18 protein-coding genes and 1 pseudogene are annotated in these 17,754 nt (G+C 59.1%); 2 read left to right on the top strand and 17 right to left on the bottom strand.

Annotated elements, in window-relative coordinates; translation table 11 throughout:
• The 13 genes and pseudogenes from kdpC to ACYZTZ_RS15140 all read right to left on the bottom strand — a co-directional run bounded on the left by kdpC (position 1) and on the right by ACYZTZ_RS15140 (position 12,691).
• Positions 1-573: a potassium-transporting ATPase subunit KdpC gene (gene kdpC / locus ACYZTZ_RS15200; RefSeq protein WP_461998807.1), complete on the bottom strand. Its 573-nt coding sequence runs from the start codon at positions 571-573 to the stop codon at positions 1-3.
• 12 nt (positions 574-585) lie between these two features.
• Positions 586-2,664 (bottom strand): potassium-transporting ATPase subunit KdpB, encoded by a 2,079-nt coding sequence (gene kdpB / locus ACYZTZ_RS15195; protein WP_461998806.1) that lies wholly within the window; start codon positions 2,662-2,664, stop codon positions 586-588.
• A gap of 10 nt (positions 2,665-2,674) precedes the next feature.
• The gene (gene kdpA, locus ACYZTZ_RS15190; protein ID WP_461998805.1) at positions 2,675-4,447 is read right to left on the bottom strand and encodes a potassium-transporting ATPase subunit KdpA; all 1,773 of its coding nucleotides are present in this window, start codon (positions 4,445-4,447) and stop codon (positions 2,675-2,677) included.
• Complete coding sequence (gene kdpF, locus ACYZTZ_RS15185) at positions 4,444-4,536, bottom strand: K(+)-transporting ATPase subunit F (protein ID WP_103316005.1); 93 nt, start codon at positions 4,534-4,536, stop codon at positions 4,444-4,446. Before kdpF ends, kdpA begins: the two co-directional genes overlap by 4 nt.
• 211 nt (positions 4,537-4,747) lie before the next feature.
• A pseudogene (locus ACYZTZ_RS15180) lies at positions 4,748-4,813 on the bottom strand (hypothetical protein); the annotation flags it as partial.
• Between the two features lie 59 nt (positions 4,814-4,872).
• Entirely contained in the window at positions 4,873-5,478 is a 606-nt protein-coding gene (locus tag ACYZTZ_RS15175) for a hypothetical protein (RefSeq protein ID WP_461998804.1), read from the bottom strand.
• A 349-nt stretch (positions 5,479-5,827) separates the two neighbouring features.
• Complete coding sequence (locus ACYZTZ_RS15170; RefSeq protein WP_461998803.1) at positions 5,828-5,989, bottom strand: DUF2986 domain-containing protein; 162 nt, start codon at positions 5,987-5,989, stop codon at positions 5,828-5,830.
• Between the two features lie 54 nt (positions 5,990-6,043).
• Complete coding sequence (locus tag ACYZTZ_RS15165; protein WP_461998802.1) at positions 6,044-6,202, bottom strand: cellular communication/signal transduction; 159 nt, start codon at positions 6,200-6,202, stop codon at positions 6,044-6,046.
• A gap of 156 nt (positions 6,203-6,358) precedes the next feature.
• The gene (locus ACYZTZ_RS15160) at positions 6,359-6,814 is read right to left on the bottom strand and encodes a VOC family protein (protein WP_461998801.1); all 456 of its coding nucleotides are present in this window, start codon (positions 6,812-6,814) and stop codon (positions 6,359-6,361) included.
• A 217-nt stretch (positions 6,815-7,031) separates the two neighbouring features.
• On the bottom strand, positions 7,032-8,597 hold the full coding sequence (locus ACYZTZ_RS15155; RefSeq protein ID WP_056745251.1) for an amino acid permease: 1,566 nt from the start codon (positions 8,595-8,597) through the stop codon (positions 7,032-7,034).
• Between the two features lie 154 nt (positions 8,598-8,751).
• Positions 8,752-9,912, bottom strand: coding sequence for an iron-containing alcohol dehydrogenase (locus ACYZTZ_RS15150; protein WP_461998800.1), 1,161 nt, complete (start codon positions 9,910-9,912; stop codon positions 8,752-8,754).
• Positions 9,913-9,915: 3 nt separating this feature from the next.
• Entirely contained in the window at positions 9,916-11,307 is a 1,392-nt protein-coding gene (locus ACYZTZ_RS15145; protein ID WP_461998799.1) for an aldehyde dehydrogenase family protein, read from the bottom strand.
• Positions 11,308-11,317: 10 nt separating this feature from the next.
• Complete coding sequence (locus tag ACYZTZ_RS15140; protein ID WP_461998798.1) at positions 11,318-12,691, bottom strand: glutamine synthetase family protein; 1,374 nt, start codon at positions 12,689-12,691, stop codon at positions 11,318-11,320.
• A 212-nt stretch (positions 12,692-12,903) separates the two neighbouring features.
• Between ACYZTZ_RS15140 and ACYZTZ_RS15135 the strand changes: the two genes are divergently transcribed.
• A complete protein-coding gene (locus ACYZTZ_RS15135) occupies positions 12,904-13,221 on the top strand; it encodes a carboxymuconolactone decarboxylase family protein (protein WP_095132606.1) in 318 nt (105 codons plus the stop codon).
• Between the two features lie 23 nt (positions 13,222-13,244).
• On the opposite strand, the gene ACYZTZ_RS15130 is transcribed toward ACYZTZ_RS15135, so the two are convergent.
• A complete protein-coding gene (locus ACYZTZ_RS15130) occupies positions 13,245-13,697 on the bottom strand; it encodes a hypothetical protein (protein WP_461998796.1) in 453 nt (150 codons plus the stop codon).
• 238 nt (positions 13,698-13,935) lie between these two features.
• Here ACYZTZ_RS15130 and ACYZTZ_RS15125 point away from each other — a divergent pair, with 238 nt between their 5' ends.
• On the top strand, positions 13,936-14,208 hold the full coding sequence (locus ACYZTZ_RS15125; RefSeq protein ID WP_461998795.1) for a DUF2790 domain-containing protein: 273 nt from the start codon (positions 13,936-13,938) through the stop codon (positions 14,206-14,208).
• A gap of 63 nt (positions 14,209-14,271) precedes the next feature.
• On the opposite strand, the gene ACYZTZ_RS15120 is transcribed toward ACYZTZ_RS15125, so the two are convergent.
• The 3 genes from ACYZTZ_RS15120 to ACYZTZ_RS15110 form a co-directional block, all read right to left on the bottom strand.
• Positions 14,272-15,210 (bottom strand): LysR family transcriptional regulator, encoded by a 939-nt coding sequence (locus ACYZTZ_RS15120; RefSeq protein WP_461998794.1) that lies wholly within the window; start codon positions 15,208-15,210, stop codon positions 14,272-14,274.
• Between the two features lie 66 nt (positions 15,211-15,276).
• Positions 15,277-16,227 carry an aldo/keto reductase gene (locus tag ACYZTZ_RS15115; RefSeq protein ID WP_461998793.1) on the bottom strand — a complete coding sequence of 317 codons (951 nt, stop codon included), beginning with the start codon at positions 16,225-16,227 and terminating at the stop codon, positions 15,277-15,279.
• Positions 16,228-16,250: 23 nt separating this feature from the next.
• Entirely contained in the window at positions 16,251-17,741 is a 1,491-nt protein-coding gene (locus ACYZTZ_RS15110; protein ID WP_461998792.1) for an efflux transporter outer membrane subunit, read from the bottom strand.
• Positions 17,742-17,754 lie beyond the last annotated feature (13 nt).

The following is a 17,754-nucleotide window of genomic DNA, read 5'->3' as shown; positions in this document are numbered from 1 at the left end:
TCAATGGGCGGCGTCGAGTGCCAGGTTCAGTGCCAATACGTTGACCCGGGGTTCGCCGAGGAACCCGAGCAGCATGCTTTCAGAATGCTCGCTGATCAGTTGGCGGACCTGCTCGACGGGCAGCTTGCGCACCCGCGAAACCCGGTTTGCCTGGTACAGCGCCGCCGCGATGCTGATATGCGGATCAAGACCGCTGGCGGAACTGTAGACCAGGTCGGCGGGTACCGTCGCGGTGTTGCCAGGATCGGCCGCGTGCAAGGCGTCGATCCGGGCCTTGATTGCATCCGCCAGCGCCGGGTTCAGCGGGCCCTGGTTCGACCCTGCCGAGGCCTGCGGGTTATAGGGCATGGGACTGGTGGCGGAAGGGCGGCTCCAGAAGTATTTCGGATTGCTGAAGCCTTGACCGATCAGCAGGGAGCCCACGGTTTTGCCGTCTCTTTCGATCAGGCTGCCCGCGGCCTGACGGGGGAAAACCAGGCCGGCGATCCCGGTGGTGAGCAGCGGATAGGCGAGGCCCGTGAGCAGTGAAAATACAATCAGCAGGGTCAGCGCCGGACGCAGTAAAGAAGCCATGACAGTGCTCCCTCAAGCCAGACCGACGGCGGACAGCGCCATGTCGATCACCTTGATGCCAATGAATGGAACGATGACCCCACCCAGCCCGTAGATCAACAGATTGCGTCGCAGCAGCAGGGCGGCACCGACCGGGCGGTACTTCACGCCTTTGAGCGCCAGGGGAATCAGGAAAATGATAATCAGCGCATTGAAAATCACCGCTGACAGCACCGCGGAGTTCGGGCTCGTCAGCCCCATGATGTTGAGTGCTGCGAGCTGAGGGTAGGTGGTGACAAACGCGGCCGGTACGATCGCGAAATACTTGGCGATGTCGTTGGCAATCGAGAAGGTGGTCAGCGAGCCTCGGGTCATCAGCATCTGTTTGCCGGTTTCCACCACCTCGATCAACTTCGTCGGGTTGCTGTCCAGGTCCACCATGTTGCCGGCTTCCTTGGCGGCCTGCGTCCCCGAGTTCATCGCCACGGCGACATCGGCCTGAGCCAGTGCCGGGGCGTCGTTGGTGCCGTCGCCGGTCATGGCCACCAGCCGGCCTTCGGCCTGGTAGCGGCGGATCAGTTCCAGCTTCTGTTCGGGTGTCGCCTCGGCCAGAAAGTCATCGACCCCGGCTTCGGCGGCGATGGCGGCCGCGGTGACCCGGTTGTCACCGGTCACCATGACCGTCTTGATGCCCATGCGGCGCAATTCGACGAAGCGCTCCTTGATGCCCCCTTTAACGATGTCCTTGAGCTCGATGACGCCCAACACCTTGGCACCGTCGGCCACCACCAACGGGGTGCTGCCCCGGCGCGCCACCTCCTCAATGCTGGTTTGCACCGCTTCGGGAAAGCTGCCGCCCAGGCCCTGGACATGCTTGAGGATCGCTTCGCCAGCGCCCTTGCGTATTTGCCGGTCGCCCAGGTTGACGCCGCTCATGCGCGTTTGCGCCGAAAAGTGCACGAAGTGGGCGTCGAGTGCGCCGATTTCTCGTTCTCGCAGATTGAAACGTTGCTTGGCCAATACGACGATACTGCGTCCCTCTGGGGTTTCGTCGGCCAGAGAGGCCAGTTGCGCGACATCCGCGAGTTCAGCCTCTTTGATGCCCGGCGCTGGCAGGAACGCCGAGGCATGCCGGTTGCCCAGCGTAATCGTCCCGGTTTTATCGAGCAGCAGGACGTCCACGTCACCGGCGGCTTCCACGGCTCGGCCCGACGTGGCGATCACATTGGCCTCCATCATGCGACTCATGCCCGCCACACCGACGGCCGACAGCAGGCCGGCAATGGTCGTGGGAATCAGGCACACCAGCAACGAGATGAGGACGGTGATCGAGACGGGCACACCGGACTTGGCCACCGCGACACCGAACAGCGAGAAGGGCAGGAGCGTCACCGTCACGCCCAGGAACACGATCGTCAGCGCGACCAATAAAATCGACAAGGCGATTTCATTCGGGGTCTTTTGCCGTTTCGCGTTCTCGACCATGGCAATCATGCGGTCGACGAAGGTTTCGCCGGGGTTGGTGGTCACGCGCACGACAATCCAGTCCGAGAGCACCCGGGTGCCGCCGGTCACGGCCGAGAAGTCGCCGCCAGCTTCGCGAATCACCGGGGCTGATTCGCCGGTAATCGCGGATTCATCCACCGAGGCGGCGCCTTCGATCACGTCGCCGTCGGCGGGGATGACCGAGTCCCCAAGGTCGCCGGCTTCGACCAGCACCACATCGCCTTTGCACAAGTCGCTCGATTGCGCCAACTGCCACTCGGCGCCGTAGTGCGGTTCACGCAGTTTCTTGGCCCAGGTTTCCTTTTTCAGGTCCCGCAGCGAGGCCGCCTGGGCTTTACTGCGACCTTCGGCCAAGGCTTCGGCAAAGTTGGCGAACAGCACGGTAAACCACAGCCACAAGGCGATCGCCAGGATAAAACCACTGCTGGCCTCACCCTCGCCACGCAGGGCCTGGACCCACAGCGCGGTGGTGATGATGGCGCCGGTGTAGACGACGAACATCACCGGGTTGCGCCACTGGATCCGCGGACTGAGTTTGCGTACGGACTCGACGATAGCCGGTCTTATCAGTTGGGGGTCGAACAAGGAGAACGCTTTGCGTGTCATGTTCGTGGTCTCACTTGATCATGAGGAAGTGTTCGACGACAGGCCCCAGCGCGAGCGCGGGGACATAGTTCAGCAAGCCGACCAGCAACACCGTGCCGATCAGCAGCACCACAAACAACATCCCGTGGGTGGGCATCGTGCCGCCGGTCACGGCCAGGCGTTTTTTTGCGGCCAGGCTGCCGGCGACGGCGAGTACCGGGACGATCACGCCGAAGCGGCCAAACCAGGCGACGATCGCCAGCATCGTGTTGTAGAACGGCGTGTTCGCCGACAGGCCGGCGAAGGCACTGCCGTTGTTATTGGCGGCCGAGGTGAAGGCGTAGAGGATCTCCGAAAACCCATGGGCACCCGGGTTGGCAATCCCAAGCCTGCCGGCCTCGGCCATGACAGCAATAGCGGTACCGAACAGCACCAGCAACGGCGTCATCAGAATCGCGATGGCAACCATTTTCATCTCGTAGGCTTCGATCTTCTTGCCCAGGTATTCCGGTGTCCGCCCGATCATCAGGCCGGCGATAAACACCGCAAGAATGGCGAATACCAGCATGCCGTACAGACCCGAACCCGTGCCGCCGAACACCACTTCACCCAGTTGCATGAGGATCAGCGGCACCGCACCGCCCAAGGGCGTGAACGAGTCATGCATCGCGTTGACCGCGCCACATGAAGCCGCCGTGGTCACCGCTGCAAACAGGCTGGAAGCGCTGATGCCGAAGCGCACCTCCTTGCCTTCCATGTTGCCCGCCGCTGTATCGACGCCCAGCGCTGAAAACTGCGGGTTGCCCAGTTGTTCGTAATGGGTGACGGCAACCACGGCGATCACGAAAATGATCGTCATCGCCGCCAACAGCGCCCAGCCTTGTCGGATGTCACCGACGATGTGGCCGAAGACGAAACACAGCGCGGTCGGGATCAGGAAGATCGCAATCAACTGAAAGAAATTGGTGACGGCGGTGGGGTTTTCGTAGGGGTGCGCCGAGTTGGCATTGAAGAAACCACCGCCATTGGTGCCCAGCATCTTGATCGCTTCTTGCGAGGCGACAGGGCCCATGGCAATGGTTTGTGTTTGCGTGCTGCTGGCCACGGTCGCCGGATTGCCCTGGGCATCGAGCGTCGGCTGGCCGGCATCATTGAGCACCGGCGCCTGATATTGCATGACTTCCAGGGTGGTGACTGCCTGATACGGGGCAAGATTCTGGATCGCGCCCTGGCTGACGAAGAACAGCGCGAAAATCAGCGATAGCGGCAGCAACACCCACAGCGTGATGCGGGTGAGGTCGGTCCAGGCATTGCCGATGCTGGTCGCACTGTGGCGGGCGAACCCGCGAATCAGGGCAACGGCCACCACAATGCCGGTGGCGGCAGACAGGAAGTTCTGCACTGTCAGCGCCAGCATCTGCGTGAGGTAGCTCATCGTCGACTCGCCGCTATAGGCTTGCCAGTTGGTATTGGTGACAAAACTGGCGGCGGTGTTGAACGAAGAGTCGGGCGTCACCGCGCCAAACCCTTGCGGGTTGAACGGCAGAACACCTTGCAACCGTTGCAGCGCGTAGACGACCAGTAGTCCCAGCGCGTTGAACAGGATCAGGGCGAGGGCGTATTGCAGCCACCCCATCTGCGTTTCTGGCTTGACCCCGGCGAGGCGATACAGCGGCGACTCGATGCGCGAGCCGAAGGCAAACCGACCCTCCATCACAGTGGTCAGCCAATGGCCAAGTGGCCAGGCCAACAGAGCCAGCACCAACAGAAAGGCCCCAAGGAGGACCCAGGCTTGAGTCGTCATAGGAAGTCCTCCGGAAACAGCAGCGCGGCGACCAGGTAAACCAGCAACCCGGCCGCAATGATGCCGCCAAACAGATAGAAACCGGTCATGGCCGTCTCCTGTTCAGCGCCGCACAGCCGCGCGCCAGGCCGACCAGGCTGATGAACAACAGGGCACCGAGTACCACAAAGATGAAGTCCATGGCATTTCCTCCCGCGATGAGGAAAGCCTAATTGGATGCCTGGTAAGTTGGTAAAAGGATTGGGGGCAAGCGCATAAAGATCTTGTAAAGGTGCCGCTCAAGGACGGCTGGCGTCGCACGATGGTCTTGAAATCAGGCATCAAACGCCCGGTCAACCCCATCAGCTTGACGTTGCGTTGTGCTTCGAACCACTTCTCACGCTCTCTGCATCAGCCTCTCAAATCCCTGTCGGTAAGAGGGCTGATTATTTTCTGGGGAGCGATGCGATCATTTGATCAAAAGCCGTTACCGAATATCTTCCATCAAGGTTTTCTACGGTGGGCATTTTTGAAGGAAGCCCGAATCGCACTCTGCCGGGAAGTACTTGATCCATAGCTGAGTACCAGGTCAGCAGAGCTTGTTGGAGACGCACGTGTAGCTCGAATCTACTCCGTCGGCGGGTGGTGTCGGCTTTGGCTCGTTGTCGTGCGAGCTGAGGATCGATGCGACCAACAATGTAACAGTCAGCAAAGCCAATACGTCCTTGTGCGATCGTTTCTCTTGTGGCGTCCAACTCTATTCGCCAGTCGTGTTCGCTCGTCTCGCCGATCTGCCAAAGGCTCCAAATGTAGTGGAGCTTGAGAGGGTCACTGTCACACACAGCCCACGAAGAAATATCTTCCATGGCTAGCGCCGTTTGCCAGCGATCCACGTTTCGCTCAGCCCAAAAAGTTGCTGCTCCGACTGGATCCTTTATCCGATCCGGCTCGTTTTCAAAACGGCCGTTTTCAGGAATGACATGTTGCCCTCCATGTTTAGCGCACCAAGTGGTTTTCCCGCTGGCGCTGATACCCTCAACAACTAAAATCATCGTTCGCCCTTAAAGCTGGAGTTCTGAAGGTGATGCGCAATGCGGCTGGCTGGCATTAAAAAGCATCTATGTCGTGTTCTTTGCTCACCCGCAAACCGACACGCAGTGTGCCGTTGTTCGTGCCTTTAAGTCGACTGTGTATGGTCTTTGCGGCTGGTCTAGGCCTGGGCTGCGCCGATCTTCGTGCGCTCTGAACGGGTCAACGAAGCCAGAGTCGACAGCGGCGGCGAATGCTGTTTTGAACTTGATATTACCGAATGGAATGGAAGACGCCCAAGGCGAACAGGGTCCATGCGACGATGTAGCCTAAATAGATTTGTAAATTCCAGTGGTGTTCAAGCTAAATAGATCAGCTCTCAGGGGGAATGATCGAGTCTGGACCAGGTTCAGCCGCTAGTTTCAATCGGTCAGCTTTACTAATGTATTTAGACTTACTGGGCGGTGCCAATTTGGCACTGGCCTTTTTTGCGTGAGCCTTTAATAACTGCTGTATTTTTTTACGACGGTTCATTTTTTCTACTCGGCTTGTAAGTCTTGAATGATGGCAGAGGTTTGCGCACGAAGCCTAGGGAGTGAGATAGGGCTTCACTGCGTCTTCGAGCATGTTCACCCGCTCAGGATCCATGTAGCGAAAGTTATCGGGAATATCCAGAGAGTGAATCCGCTTGTGTTCAAGCAGACGGGCGTACTCGGCCTGCAGGTGATTGAGGTGTTTGCTTTCCATGACAAAGATGACATCGGCCCAGCGAACATCCGCGGTTACGACGGCAGACGAACAGAAGGTATGGTAAGCGTGAATCGGGGGCAGTGGCCAGGTTGTTGAGTCCCCAATCCCGCAGCACCCGCTTCAGCCCAAAGCAGACATTCACCGCCGCATCTCTCAGGCAAATGCAGCCTCGATAAATGCCTCCAGCGCCTTGTCTTCCAGGATCTCGATAGAGAAGTGCCCGAAGCGCTTGGGTAACCAGATGATGCGTGTCCCGGACGGGGAATGCAGGTTCGCGCGGGCCAATGGCTTACCGTTTTCGTCTTCTGGCTGAACACCGGCGACCATCAATTCGTCATAGGCCTTTTCGATGTCCGGTGTCGAGTAGCAGTGGCGATAAATCATCCCCTCGCCCGAGGAGTCCAATAGCTCCTTCAGGTTCCCCGCCAACGGCTGTACAAGCATGAAACGCTCTTGGCCGATCAGCGCAATCGCGTAGCGCACGTGCAGACCACCTCGTTCCCATACGAGCGTTTTGGAGATCCTGGCTTTAAGTATCTGCGCGTAGTACGCACAGGCTTCTTCGAGGTTCTTGACCAGTACATCGACGTGACTGAACTTCAGTTCCATTGCATGCCTCCTGCCGTACCGACGTCCTATTGACCTATGGATGAGAAATGGGTCCTGATCTTGAGACAGGTGTTGCCTTAAAAGATCGCAGCCTTCGGCAGCTCCTACAGGTTTACACAATCCCCTGTAGGAGCTGCCGAAGGCTGCGATTTTTTGGGGCCGCTGCGCAACCCAGCAGGAGCAAGCTCCCTCGCCACAGGTTACTCATCTTTAGCGATCAACTTCCAGCCCGCTTATTCAACGCCTCTTCCGCCGCGGCAATTTCAGCCTGACGCTTGACGATCATGTCGCCAATCGGCGGCCCCTGGAAGCGGCGGGCTTCAAAACCGAACCAGACGATGGCCGTCAGCACCAGAAAGCCGATGGTGATGTACAGCGCCCAATCGTTCGGCGGCTGGATGCCGATGACGAAAATGATCACCATCGACAGGATCGAGAGGATGGCAAACACCGAGTACCAGAAGCGCCCCATGTTCCACGGTCCCATGGTTGGCCATTTCGACGTCCCGTAGGTAAACAGGCCCAGGATGATGGGTATGACGAAGGAGAAGAACAGGAAGATCACCGTGCAGGACACCACGATGGTATAGACCGGCGTTGCGCCGACCGATATCACGGACGATCCCCAGTCGAACAATACCGCGAGGGTGGCACCGGTCCAGATCGCCGCCACCGGGCTGCGATAGGTAGGCGAAACCGAGGCCAGTGCTTTCGAGCAGGGCAGGCCACCGTCACGGGAGAACGCGAAGATCATGCGTGAAACCGAGGTCACGGTTGCCAGCCCGCAGAGGAACTGCGAGATGAAAATCGCCACGTACAGCGCGAGCTTCACGGTTGGGTTGACCTGTGTGTTCATGGCCCAGAAAAAAACGTTCCAGCCTTGCTTCGCCGCCTCGTCCATGTTCGGCAGCATCAGCACAAACGAACTGAGCATGACCCAGCCGAACAGCAGCGACCAGACCACCGACATGACCATGCCGCGTGGCACCGACATGGCGGCATTCCGGGTCTCTTCCGAGGTGTGCGCAGAGGCGTCATAACCGGTGATGGTATAGATCGGCAACAGCAGGCCGAGCATGAAAATCCAGCCGTTCGAGACCTGTGGCCAGACGCTGCCGCCAGCCTCGCCGGAATAGTTGCTGAAGGTCCATAGCCGGGCGAACTCATAACTGGGTGCAGAGATCAGGCAGACGATGGTCAGCGCGAGCGCCGTGGCGAAGATCAGATAACCCGAGAAGTCGGTGAGCTTCGCGGTCAGGCCGATACCCAGGTGGTTACACAAGGCCTGGAGGCCGGTCAGGATCGCCAGGAAAATCACCCGGGTAGTGGTTGTGTCCTCCATTCCCAGGGCCGGTCCGAAGGCGCCGAAAAAGAAGTAATAGGTACCGACGTTGATCGCGCCGAGCACGGTGACCAGCCCCAGCAAGTTGAACCACGCGGTCAGCCAGCCGGTGAAGCGGTTACCGAGAATCGAACCCCAGTGATAGAGGCCGCCAGCGGTGGGGTAGGCCGAGGAGATCTGCGCCATGGCCATGGCGAAAACCCCGGAGATCAGGCAACCGATCGGCCAGCCGATGCCGATTGACGCACCACCCGCACCTGAGGTGCCCTGGGCGAGTGAGTTGATACCACCCGAGAGGATGCAGATGATCGAAAAGGAAATGGCAAAGTTGGAGAAAACGCCCATCCGTCGTGAGAGCTGCTGGGCATAGCCCATGCTGTGCAGCACCTTGACGTCATCGTCTTGCGGCGCGCTCGTGCCGGGCTGGCTTGCTGGATTCATGTTGTGTGCCCCTTAGGTTTTGATACGCATCCATCCGGGTTTTACGTGGCCGGATGGGCTGGCTTTCAACCCCTTGTCGTACTGCTCCTGTTTCTTGCGGATAAACCCCGTCCATGCTGCGAATTCGCGCCTTGGCCATGGACAGACAACTGCTCTACAGACGGCCGTGGTACGCCGCTTCGAAAATTTCTGCCGCGCCATTTCGGGTCAATGGCAGCGGGTTGCCGCCGGCGCAAGGGTCGACAATCGCCATGTCCGCGATCAGGTCGGCCTGCCGGTCATCCACCCCCAGCTCAACCAGCGTATGGGGCACGCCGATGTCCTTGCGCAACTTGAGGACGAAGGCCAGAAAACTGTCGAAACCGGGCGAGGGCAGGCGCAAATAAGCCGCGAGGCGGGTGATGCGTTCCTCGATGGCCGGGCGATTGAATTTCAGGACATAGGGCATGAAGGTGGCGTTGGTCATGCCGTGATGGGTGTCGTAGAGGGCGCCCACCGGATGTGAGAGGGCGTGCATCCCGCCCAGACCTTTCTGGAAAGCGGTAGCGCCCATCGCGGCAGCCGCGAGCATTTCCGCGCGCGCCTCCAGGTCAGAAGGTGTGTGTACGGCTCGCACCAGGGCATTGGCGACCAGGCGCATGCCTTCCACCGCAATGCCTTCGGCCATGGGGTGGAAACCGGGGGCGCAATACGATTCCAGACAATGCGCAAACGCATCCATGCCGGTGCCAGCTGTGACCTTGGCCGGCATGCCGACGGTGAGCGCCGGGTCGCTGATGACCACGCGCGGCATCATCTTCGGGTGGAAGATGATGCGTTTGGTGTGCGTACGCTCATCGATGATCACCGCGGCACGGCCCACCTCGGAGCCGGTACCTGCCGTGGTCGGTACCGCAATGATCGGGGCGATGCTGCTTTCATCCGCGCGGGTCCAGTAGTCGCCGATGTCTTCGAAATCCCACACCGGTCGGGTCTGGCCACTCATGAAGGCGATGAGCTTGCCCATGTCCAGGCCACTGCCGCCGCCGAAGGCGACCACGCCATCGTGTTTGCCGGCGCGCCAGGCGTCGAGCCCGCCCGCCAGATTGGCTTCGACCGGATTGGGTTTGAGGTCGCAAAACAGCGCGACGCCAAGGCCGGCGGCGCGCAAGGCGTCCAGCGCTGCGGCGGTGATCGGGGCTCGCGCCAGGCCACTGTCGGTGACCAGCAACGGTCGCTGGATCCCTTGGCTGCGGCAGATATCGGCAAGCTCGGCGATGCGGCCGACACCGAAGCGGATGCTTGTGGGGTAGTTCCAGTTCGCGGTCAGGCTCATGGCTCAGATCTCGTGGCGCAAATGGAAGGATTTAGCCCGGGTCAGGTTGTCATAACCCAGGCGCGACAGCGTGACGCCGCGCCCGCTGTTTTTCACCCCGGTCCAGGCCAGGGCAGGGTCCAGGTAATCGCAGCGGTTCATGAACACGGTGCCGGTGTCGATCTCGTTGCCCAGGCGTTCGGCGGCGGCAAGGTCTTGCGTCCAGATGGACGCGCTGAGCCCGAACTCACTGTCGTTCATCAAGGCGATGGCTTCGTCGTCGCTGGCCACCGGCATGATGCCGACCACCGGACCAAAGCTTTCCTCGCGCATCACCGACATTTGATGGGTGACGTCGACTAATACTTGCGGTGCGAGGTAGGCGCTGCCCGGCGCGTCGGCAGGAAAATCCTTTGGATCGATCAGCGCCCGAGCGCCCTGTGTCAGTGCGTCGGCGATCTGACCACGAACGAAATCAGCGGCGGTCGGTGTGACCAGCGGGCCGAGCGTGGTGGCTTCGTCCAGCGGGTTGCCCAGCACGTATTGGCGGGTCAAAGAAACGAAGCGCTCGACAAACGCCGGATAGATTTTTTCATCGACATAAATGCGCTCCACGGCGCAACAGCTTTGCCCGGAGTTGAAGAAGCTGCCGTCCACCAGGTTTTCCACCGCATGTTCGAGGTTGGCGTCTGCCCGAACGTAGGCCGGGTCTTTGCCGCCGAGCTCCAGGCCCACGCCGAGGAAACCTCCGACGGCCGCGTGTTCCATCGCCTTGCCGGCTTCGACCGAGCCGGTGAAGTTCACTTGCTGCACGCGTCCAGAGGCAATGATCGCTCCGGTATAGAGATGACTCAGGAGCAGGTTTTGGAACAATCCTTCGGGCAGGTGGGCACGGCGAAACGCCTCGGCGAACCGTTCACCCACCAGCAGCGTTTGCGACGCGTGTTTGAGGATGACGCTGTTGCCGGCCATCAGCGCCGGAATGATCGTATTCACTGCGGTCAAATAGGGGTAATTCCAGGGGGCGACAACCAGCACCGTACCCACCGGCTCGCGTTTGATACAGCGTCGAAAACCGGCGACGGGCGTGGGTTCAAGCGCTGCCAACGCTTCAGGTGCAATGGCGATCATATGGCGGGCACGGTCTTCGAAACCGCGCAGTTCGCCAGCGCCAAAGCGCACCGGGCGGCCCATCTGCCAAGCCAGTTCCGGCACGATGTCAGCCTTCATGGCCAACATTGCGTCCACCGCGGCGCTACAGAAGGCGGCGCGTTCGCTCAGTGGCCGGCGTTTCCATTGCGCCTGGGCAGCTTCGGCCGCCGCCAGCGCCTGGTCAATCGGCGCAGCATCGGCGCAGCGGCGTTCGGCATAGACCCGGCCATCGACCGGTGAGATCAGTTGAATCGTTGAAGTCATGATGGCGGTCTCAATAGCGCTCAAACCCGCGCTGCAGTTCCCAGTCGGTGATCCGCCGGTCGTACTCTTTCTGCTCCCATTCGGCGGTGTGCACGTAGTGGTCGATCACTTCATCGCCGAACGCCTCGCGCAACATGGTCGAGCCCTGGAGTGCGGCGCAGGCTTCGCGCAGGGTCTTCGACACTTCAGGCAAGTGTTCGTCGACGTAGGCATCGCCCTCGAAGGGGGGCGCGAGGCTGAGCTTCTCGTCGATACCGGCCAGTCCCGCAGCGATCAACGCGGCGAAGGCCAGATAAGGGTTGAGGTCGGCGCCGCCAATGCGACATTCGATGCGGATGGATTTGCTGCCTTCTGCGCACAAACGAAAGCCCGCAGTGCGATTGTCCCGACTCCACACCGCCCGGGTCGGGGCAAAGGTGCCGGCCTGAAAGCGCTTGTACGAATTGATGTAAGGCGCGAGAAAACAGGTGATGTCGTTGGCGTATTTAAGCTGCCCGGCCACCCAGGAACGCATCAGTTTCGACATGCCGAACTCAGCCTTGGCGTCGAAGAACAGGGGCTTTTTACCGTTCTTGTCCCACAGCGAATTGTGAATGTGGCTGCTGGAACCGGCGGCGTCATAACGCCACTTGGCCATGAACGTGATCGCCTTGCCCTGCAGTTGCGCGATCTCTTTGCAGGCGTGCTTGATGATGACGTGGTGGTCGGCCATGGTCAGGGCACCGGCATAACGGATGTTGATCTCTTCCTGGCCCGGGCCCCATTCACCCTTGGAGTTTTCCACCGGAATACCGGAGGCCTGCAGATGCTTGCGAATCGCCCGCAGCACCGGCTCTTCGCGGGTGGTCTGCAGGATGTTGTAGTCCTCGATGTAGTGACCGGCCGTCTTCGGCTTGTGGTAGTTGCGCTCGTGGATCGCCTCGTAGCTCTCGTCGAACAGATAGAACTCCAGTTCCGAGGCGAACATGCCGGTGTAGCCGCGCTCGCGCAGTCGCTCGACCTGCTTTTTCAGGATCGCCCGCGGGCTGTGCGGCAGATCGCGCCGATGGTGATGATCGAGCACATCGCAGAGCACCAGCGCCGTGCACTCGAGCCAGGGCACCCGTCGCAACGTGGCCATGTCGGGTTTGAGCACAAAGTCGCCATAGCCTTTGCTCCAACTGGCCGCGGCGTAACCCGGCACCGGTTCCATGTCGATGTCGTCGGCCAACAGGTAATTGCAGCAGTGGGTTTCTTCATGGCCGCTGTCGATGAAAAACTCGACCTGGAATCGTTTGCCGACCAGTCGGCCTTGCATGTCGACCATGCAAACAAGAACGGTATCGATCTCGCCGGAGGCGGCGGCACGCTTGAGTTGATCAAAACTGAGGAGGGGCTCGGTCATCACGTAGTCCTGCGTGAATTGTTTGGGCCTGTCTGAAATAGCTGTTGCAGACGCTCTCCAGAACAAACCAAAACCTGCAGACGCGAGCATCGTGTGCAATAAGCTGCTGTAAGCGTAGCCTACTGTTGCAGTGTGCAAGTTTCGCAAATCGCAGCCTGATGAGTCGGGCGCAAAGGCGAGAACTGATCGCCCTCCAACGCGAGGAAACAACCATGACAAAGAAGAGAGAGCACAACACCTACCAACGTCTCGAACAGCAGTACCCGGATTACCTGGCTGCCGTGGAGGCCTTGGGTACGGCGGTGCGTCATACCGGCCCACTGGAGGAGATCGTTGTCCAGCTGATCCAGCTCGGTGCCGCGGCGGCCATCCGCTCTGAGGGCGCAGTGCACAGTCATACCCGACGGGCACTGGAGGCGGGTGCTACGCCAGAGCAGATCCGTCACACGCTGATCTCACTGACCAGCACCATCGGTTTCCCGACCGTCGTTGCGGCCATCAGTTGGGCGGATGATGTGATTGAGACATGAAAGCGCTTGATCCAGCGCCGAGGCTATTTTCCTGAGCCTTTGTGCCTGATATCTCCGCAAAAAATATCGATGTTGCCACTGTCCGGTGCACTTCGAACGACGATCGAGTACTCACCGGAAAGCAGGACCGGCAGTGCGACAGGTGCGCTTCTTGAGAAAGCCCAGCCGCGTATGGCCTGGCGTTCGGTGGTGACATGATCATTCATGGCGTAAGCGACTGGCCCGGGTTGCTGGCAGCTGCCTTTATTGATGAAGGTGTAGAGGCGCAAGGGCAGAGACGCTCCGCTTGGAGCACCACTGATGAAGAAACTGAACCCGGTTTCTTTGCCCCAGTCGGCCAACGTTACATTGCCGATCTGACCGGTGTTCTGCCGCGTGGCAACCAAAGTAACGCTCACGCCATGGTTTGATGAAGTGGTGCAGCCGAAAAGGCTTGCGGTGACCATTAGCGCTGCAAGTGAGTTTCTGCGCTTCATTGCCAACCTCCTGTGCTGAAAAACTGCAATGAGAGATTAGCGGGTATAGCTCATTAATCGTCTTCCTGGCGTTGCCTGTTCGAAATTCTCCATTCATGCGGAATCTGGCAACAGTGTTTGTCCAGTGGGCTGCTGTTTGAGGGCGGGGTAAACACCTAGCATCGTCTCTACCGAGTGAGCCAATAGAGTCAGCGTCAACCCGCTCACGAGGTTAACTTTGGACGAGAGGGTGAATACGATGAAAATTTCAAAACTGGCGATGGTTCTTGCGCTCGGCGTTTTAGGTACACAGGCCTTTGCAGGCGAGAGCCATTCAACTGCCGCGGACAGCAAGACGCCTGTAGACACGTACACTTACGACACGAAACTGGATATCCAGAAAGTCGTTACGGTGACCGATATTCCCGACCAGTGCGGCCCAGTACCGGCGCAAATGACGTATGAAGACTCTCAGGGTCAACGGCATATCCTGCAGTATCAAGTCATGGGAACTGGCTGTTCAAATGGTTGAGTCGTGTGTGGAAGATGGAGGGTCGACACTCCATGCCTGCCGCACTGACGACTTCAAATGTTGTTATCGTTTTCCGGGCGAGCCTGTGATTTTTTCATCGGATGCCAACAAGCCTGGAATATAACTTTTAAGAAACTCCACCCATGTCCTGATCTTTGCATCCACGAATTTTCGTGATGGGTAGATTGCAAACAAATTCAACGCTTCAAGATGATAGTCGGGTAGTACCCGCACTAACGTGCCCGCCCTGAGTCCGTCGACTGCCGAAGCAATAGGCTGAATGCCGATACCCATTCCGTTTGTAATCGCGATGGTCATGCCATCGGCGGTGTTGATATGCAAGGGAGACAGCGGGATGTTGACGGTTTCCATGCCTTCGGGTCCCTCAAATGCCCAGTTTTCAGCTGGCATGACGGTATTCACAATTCTCAGACAATCATGTGAGCCAAGCGCACTCGGGGACTCCGGGTGTCCGCGTTTCTTCAGGTACGCAGGCGAGGCGCAGAGAATGCTGTAGGTCATGCCGAGCCGCTGAGCGACAAACCCTGAGTCGGGTAAATCCCGCGCTAAGACAATCGACATGTCATAGCCTTCTTCCAGCAAGTCAGGAAGTCGGTTGGTCAGGGTCAAATCAAACATCACCGAGGGATGAGTCTCTCTATAGCGGGCGATGGCATCGATCACGTAATGATTGCCAATGGCTGACATCGCGTGAATTTTCAGCCGGCCGACGGGCAGGGTGTGGGCAGTGCCGGCTTCCTCATCTGCTTCGCGCACCTCTTCAAGAATTTTCTCGCAGCGTTGCAAGTAGCGCAGACCGGCTTCGGTCAGCGCCAGGCGTCGGGTTGTCCGGTTAATCAGGCGAGTTTGAAGCCTGGCCTCCAGGCTGGAGACCGCTTTGGAAACGTTGGTTGTGGTGGTGTCCAACACCTCTGCCGCCGCGGTAAAGCTTCCGCTCTGAGCGACCGCCACAAAAAAACGCATGGTTTGGAAAACGTCCATCGTTTCCACCTCAGGGGTATGAATAAAAAGGGCGGCCCTGCAAAAAGACCGCCCCTTAGTGGTGTATTACTTTTTCTGCGGAATAAATCCAGGTACACCCGTTTCTACTACTGAATTGAAGCGTACCCGGGTTGTAATCTCTTCCTGAATTTCACGCATGGCCCTGTGCGGCAGGGTAGAAATATCAATGTTTTCCTGAATATGGCTCGGCGTCGCAGACGTGGTCAGGAAAGCGACTCCCCGCTGTACCGACCAGGCCAATGCCACTTGAGCCGGGGTCTTCTGTATGCGCTTGGCGATCCCTGTAATCACCGAGTCTTCCAGTACGTTCGGCTCCATACCATGGCCGAGTGGCGCAAACGCAAGAACGATAATTCCGTGCTGCTGACAATATTCAAGCAGCTCCCATTCAGGCAGATAAGGGTGGGACTCAACCTGCACGACGGCGGGTTTTATCCGGGCCACTGCCACAATCTCTTGTAACCGCTCCAACGTGATATCAGACAAGCCGATGGACTTGCAGCGGCCTTCATCCACCAGGCGCTCAAGTGCCCGCCAGGTTTCTATCAGCGTCACGCCTGAGTCGTAGATGACTCGACCGTGCTCGTCTCTCGGGTCCTGATTATCACCGGGTTGAAAGGCAAACGGCGTATGGATCAGATAGCAATCGATGTAATCAACGTGTAGCCGTCGGCAACTCGCCTCAAAAGCAGGTTCGACTCGCTCGGGACGATGGTTGGTGTTCCACAGTTTCGTGGTAATGAACACGTCCTCGCGCCGAACCTTACCCGCCTCAATCACTTCCTGTAGGGCAGCGCCGACCCTCTCTTCATTTCGATAACGTTCTGCACAATCGAAATGGCGAAAGCCTGCTTCCAGTGCGTCCTTGACCGCTTGTGTTGTGACGGTGAGATCCCGAAACAACGTGCCAAATCCAACGGCCGGCATCTCACCGGATCCGTGTATCAGAGGGAATCGGGTATCGCGAAGTGCATCGTGAAAGGATTCGTAAGGCATATCTTTGACTCCAATGTCTGGGGCTACTGATAGGAAGGTTTGTGGTCTTCGCGACTGGCCACTCGTTGCTCAAACACACCGGCGGAATTACCGCCGAGTGCCACGTACAGCCGCACCGTGTCGAGGTACTGCGCGGTCTTCACTCTGATTTGGCCCAGTAACGCTTGCTCATAAGCACGCTCAGCCTCCAGCACCTGGAGAATGCTGTTCTCGCCTTGCGCGTAGGCTTGTTGGTTCAACCGGAAGCTCGTTTCCGCCGCTCGCAACGCGTCCTCCTGGGCCAGATTTTCCTCGGCGTCATGATTGATGGCCTGAAGCGTGTCGGCGACCTGACCGAAGGAATTGATGACGGTTTGCTGGTAACCGGCGAGGGTTGCCTTGTAGCCGTCAACGGCGGCGTGGCGTTCAGCTTTGAGCGTTCCGCCATTGAAGATGGGCGCCGTGAGCCCGGCAGCGAAGCCCCAGAGAGCGGCGCCGCCATTGCCGGAAGCTGCTTGTGCAAGTGATGCGGACAGTTCGACATGGGGATAGAGGTTGGCCGTCGCCACGCCAACCGCAGCGCTGGCCATGTGCAGTTCAGCCTCTGCTTGCCGTACATCCGGCCGGTCGTGGGCCATTTCAGAGGGCAGGCTGACGGGCACGTTTGCCGGCAAGGCAAACTCGGCGAGCGTGAAGTCAGGTGCGATCCAGTCAGCCGGGCCTTTGCCCGTCAAAATTGAGAGCGCATGACGTGCCGAATCGCGCTGCTGGGCGAGGGGCGGCAACAGCGTGCGGTCCTGAGCGAGCCGCGTCTCGGCCAGCGAAACGTCGATCTGCGTGGTGCTGCCATTGGCGTGCGCCATGCGCACCAGTTCGAGATTTTTTGCGTCATTGGCGAGCAGCTTCTCGACGGCTGCCATCTGCGCGTTGGCCGAGGCCAGCAACAACGCCTGGCTCGCGACATCGCCCGTCAGGGTCAGGTACGCCGCTTCGTAGCGATGCGTCTGCAGATCGGTAAACGCTTGCTGTTGTTCGACCTGACGCTTGTTACCGCCGAAAACATCAAGGTCAAAGCCGACCCGTGGCCCAATCGCATAGAAATTGGAGATGGAAGGTTCTTTCGCGTTGTGCACCCGTTGGCGGCCAGCCTGGGCGCCAAAGTCGACCTGCGGATACAGCGCGCCTTCCGCCGCCGCGACGAAGGAAGCCGCTTGCCGGATCGTCGCGTCCGCAGCTACAAGCTCAAGATTGCCGTCAATGGCGCGACGTACAAGCTTGTCGAGCTTCGGCGACCGAAACGCAGACCACCAGTCTCCGTTGACCTTCTTGCCCAGGTCAATGCGCTGTTCACCGGGTTTGTTGCCACCTTGGCCGAGACGCTGCTCGGCCTGTTGATCGTAGTGCTGCGACAGGCTCGGTGGCGGCATTTGATAGTCAGGGCCGACGGTGCAGGCGGTCAGGAATGCAAGAACCGACACCGCAGCGAACGTGGTTTTGAACATCTGTCTGTTGATGAAGCGTGCATTGGATTTCATTTGGCAAACTCCA

This window comes from Pseudomonas sp. LB3P58, assembly GCF_054897895.1.
The sequence above is the reverse complement of the archived record's forward strand: the minus strand, read 5'-3'. Positions and strand labels throughout refer to the sequence as shown.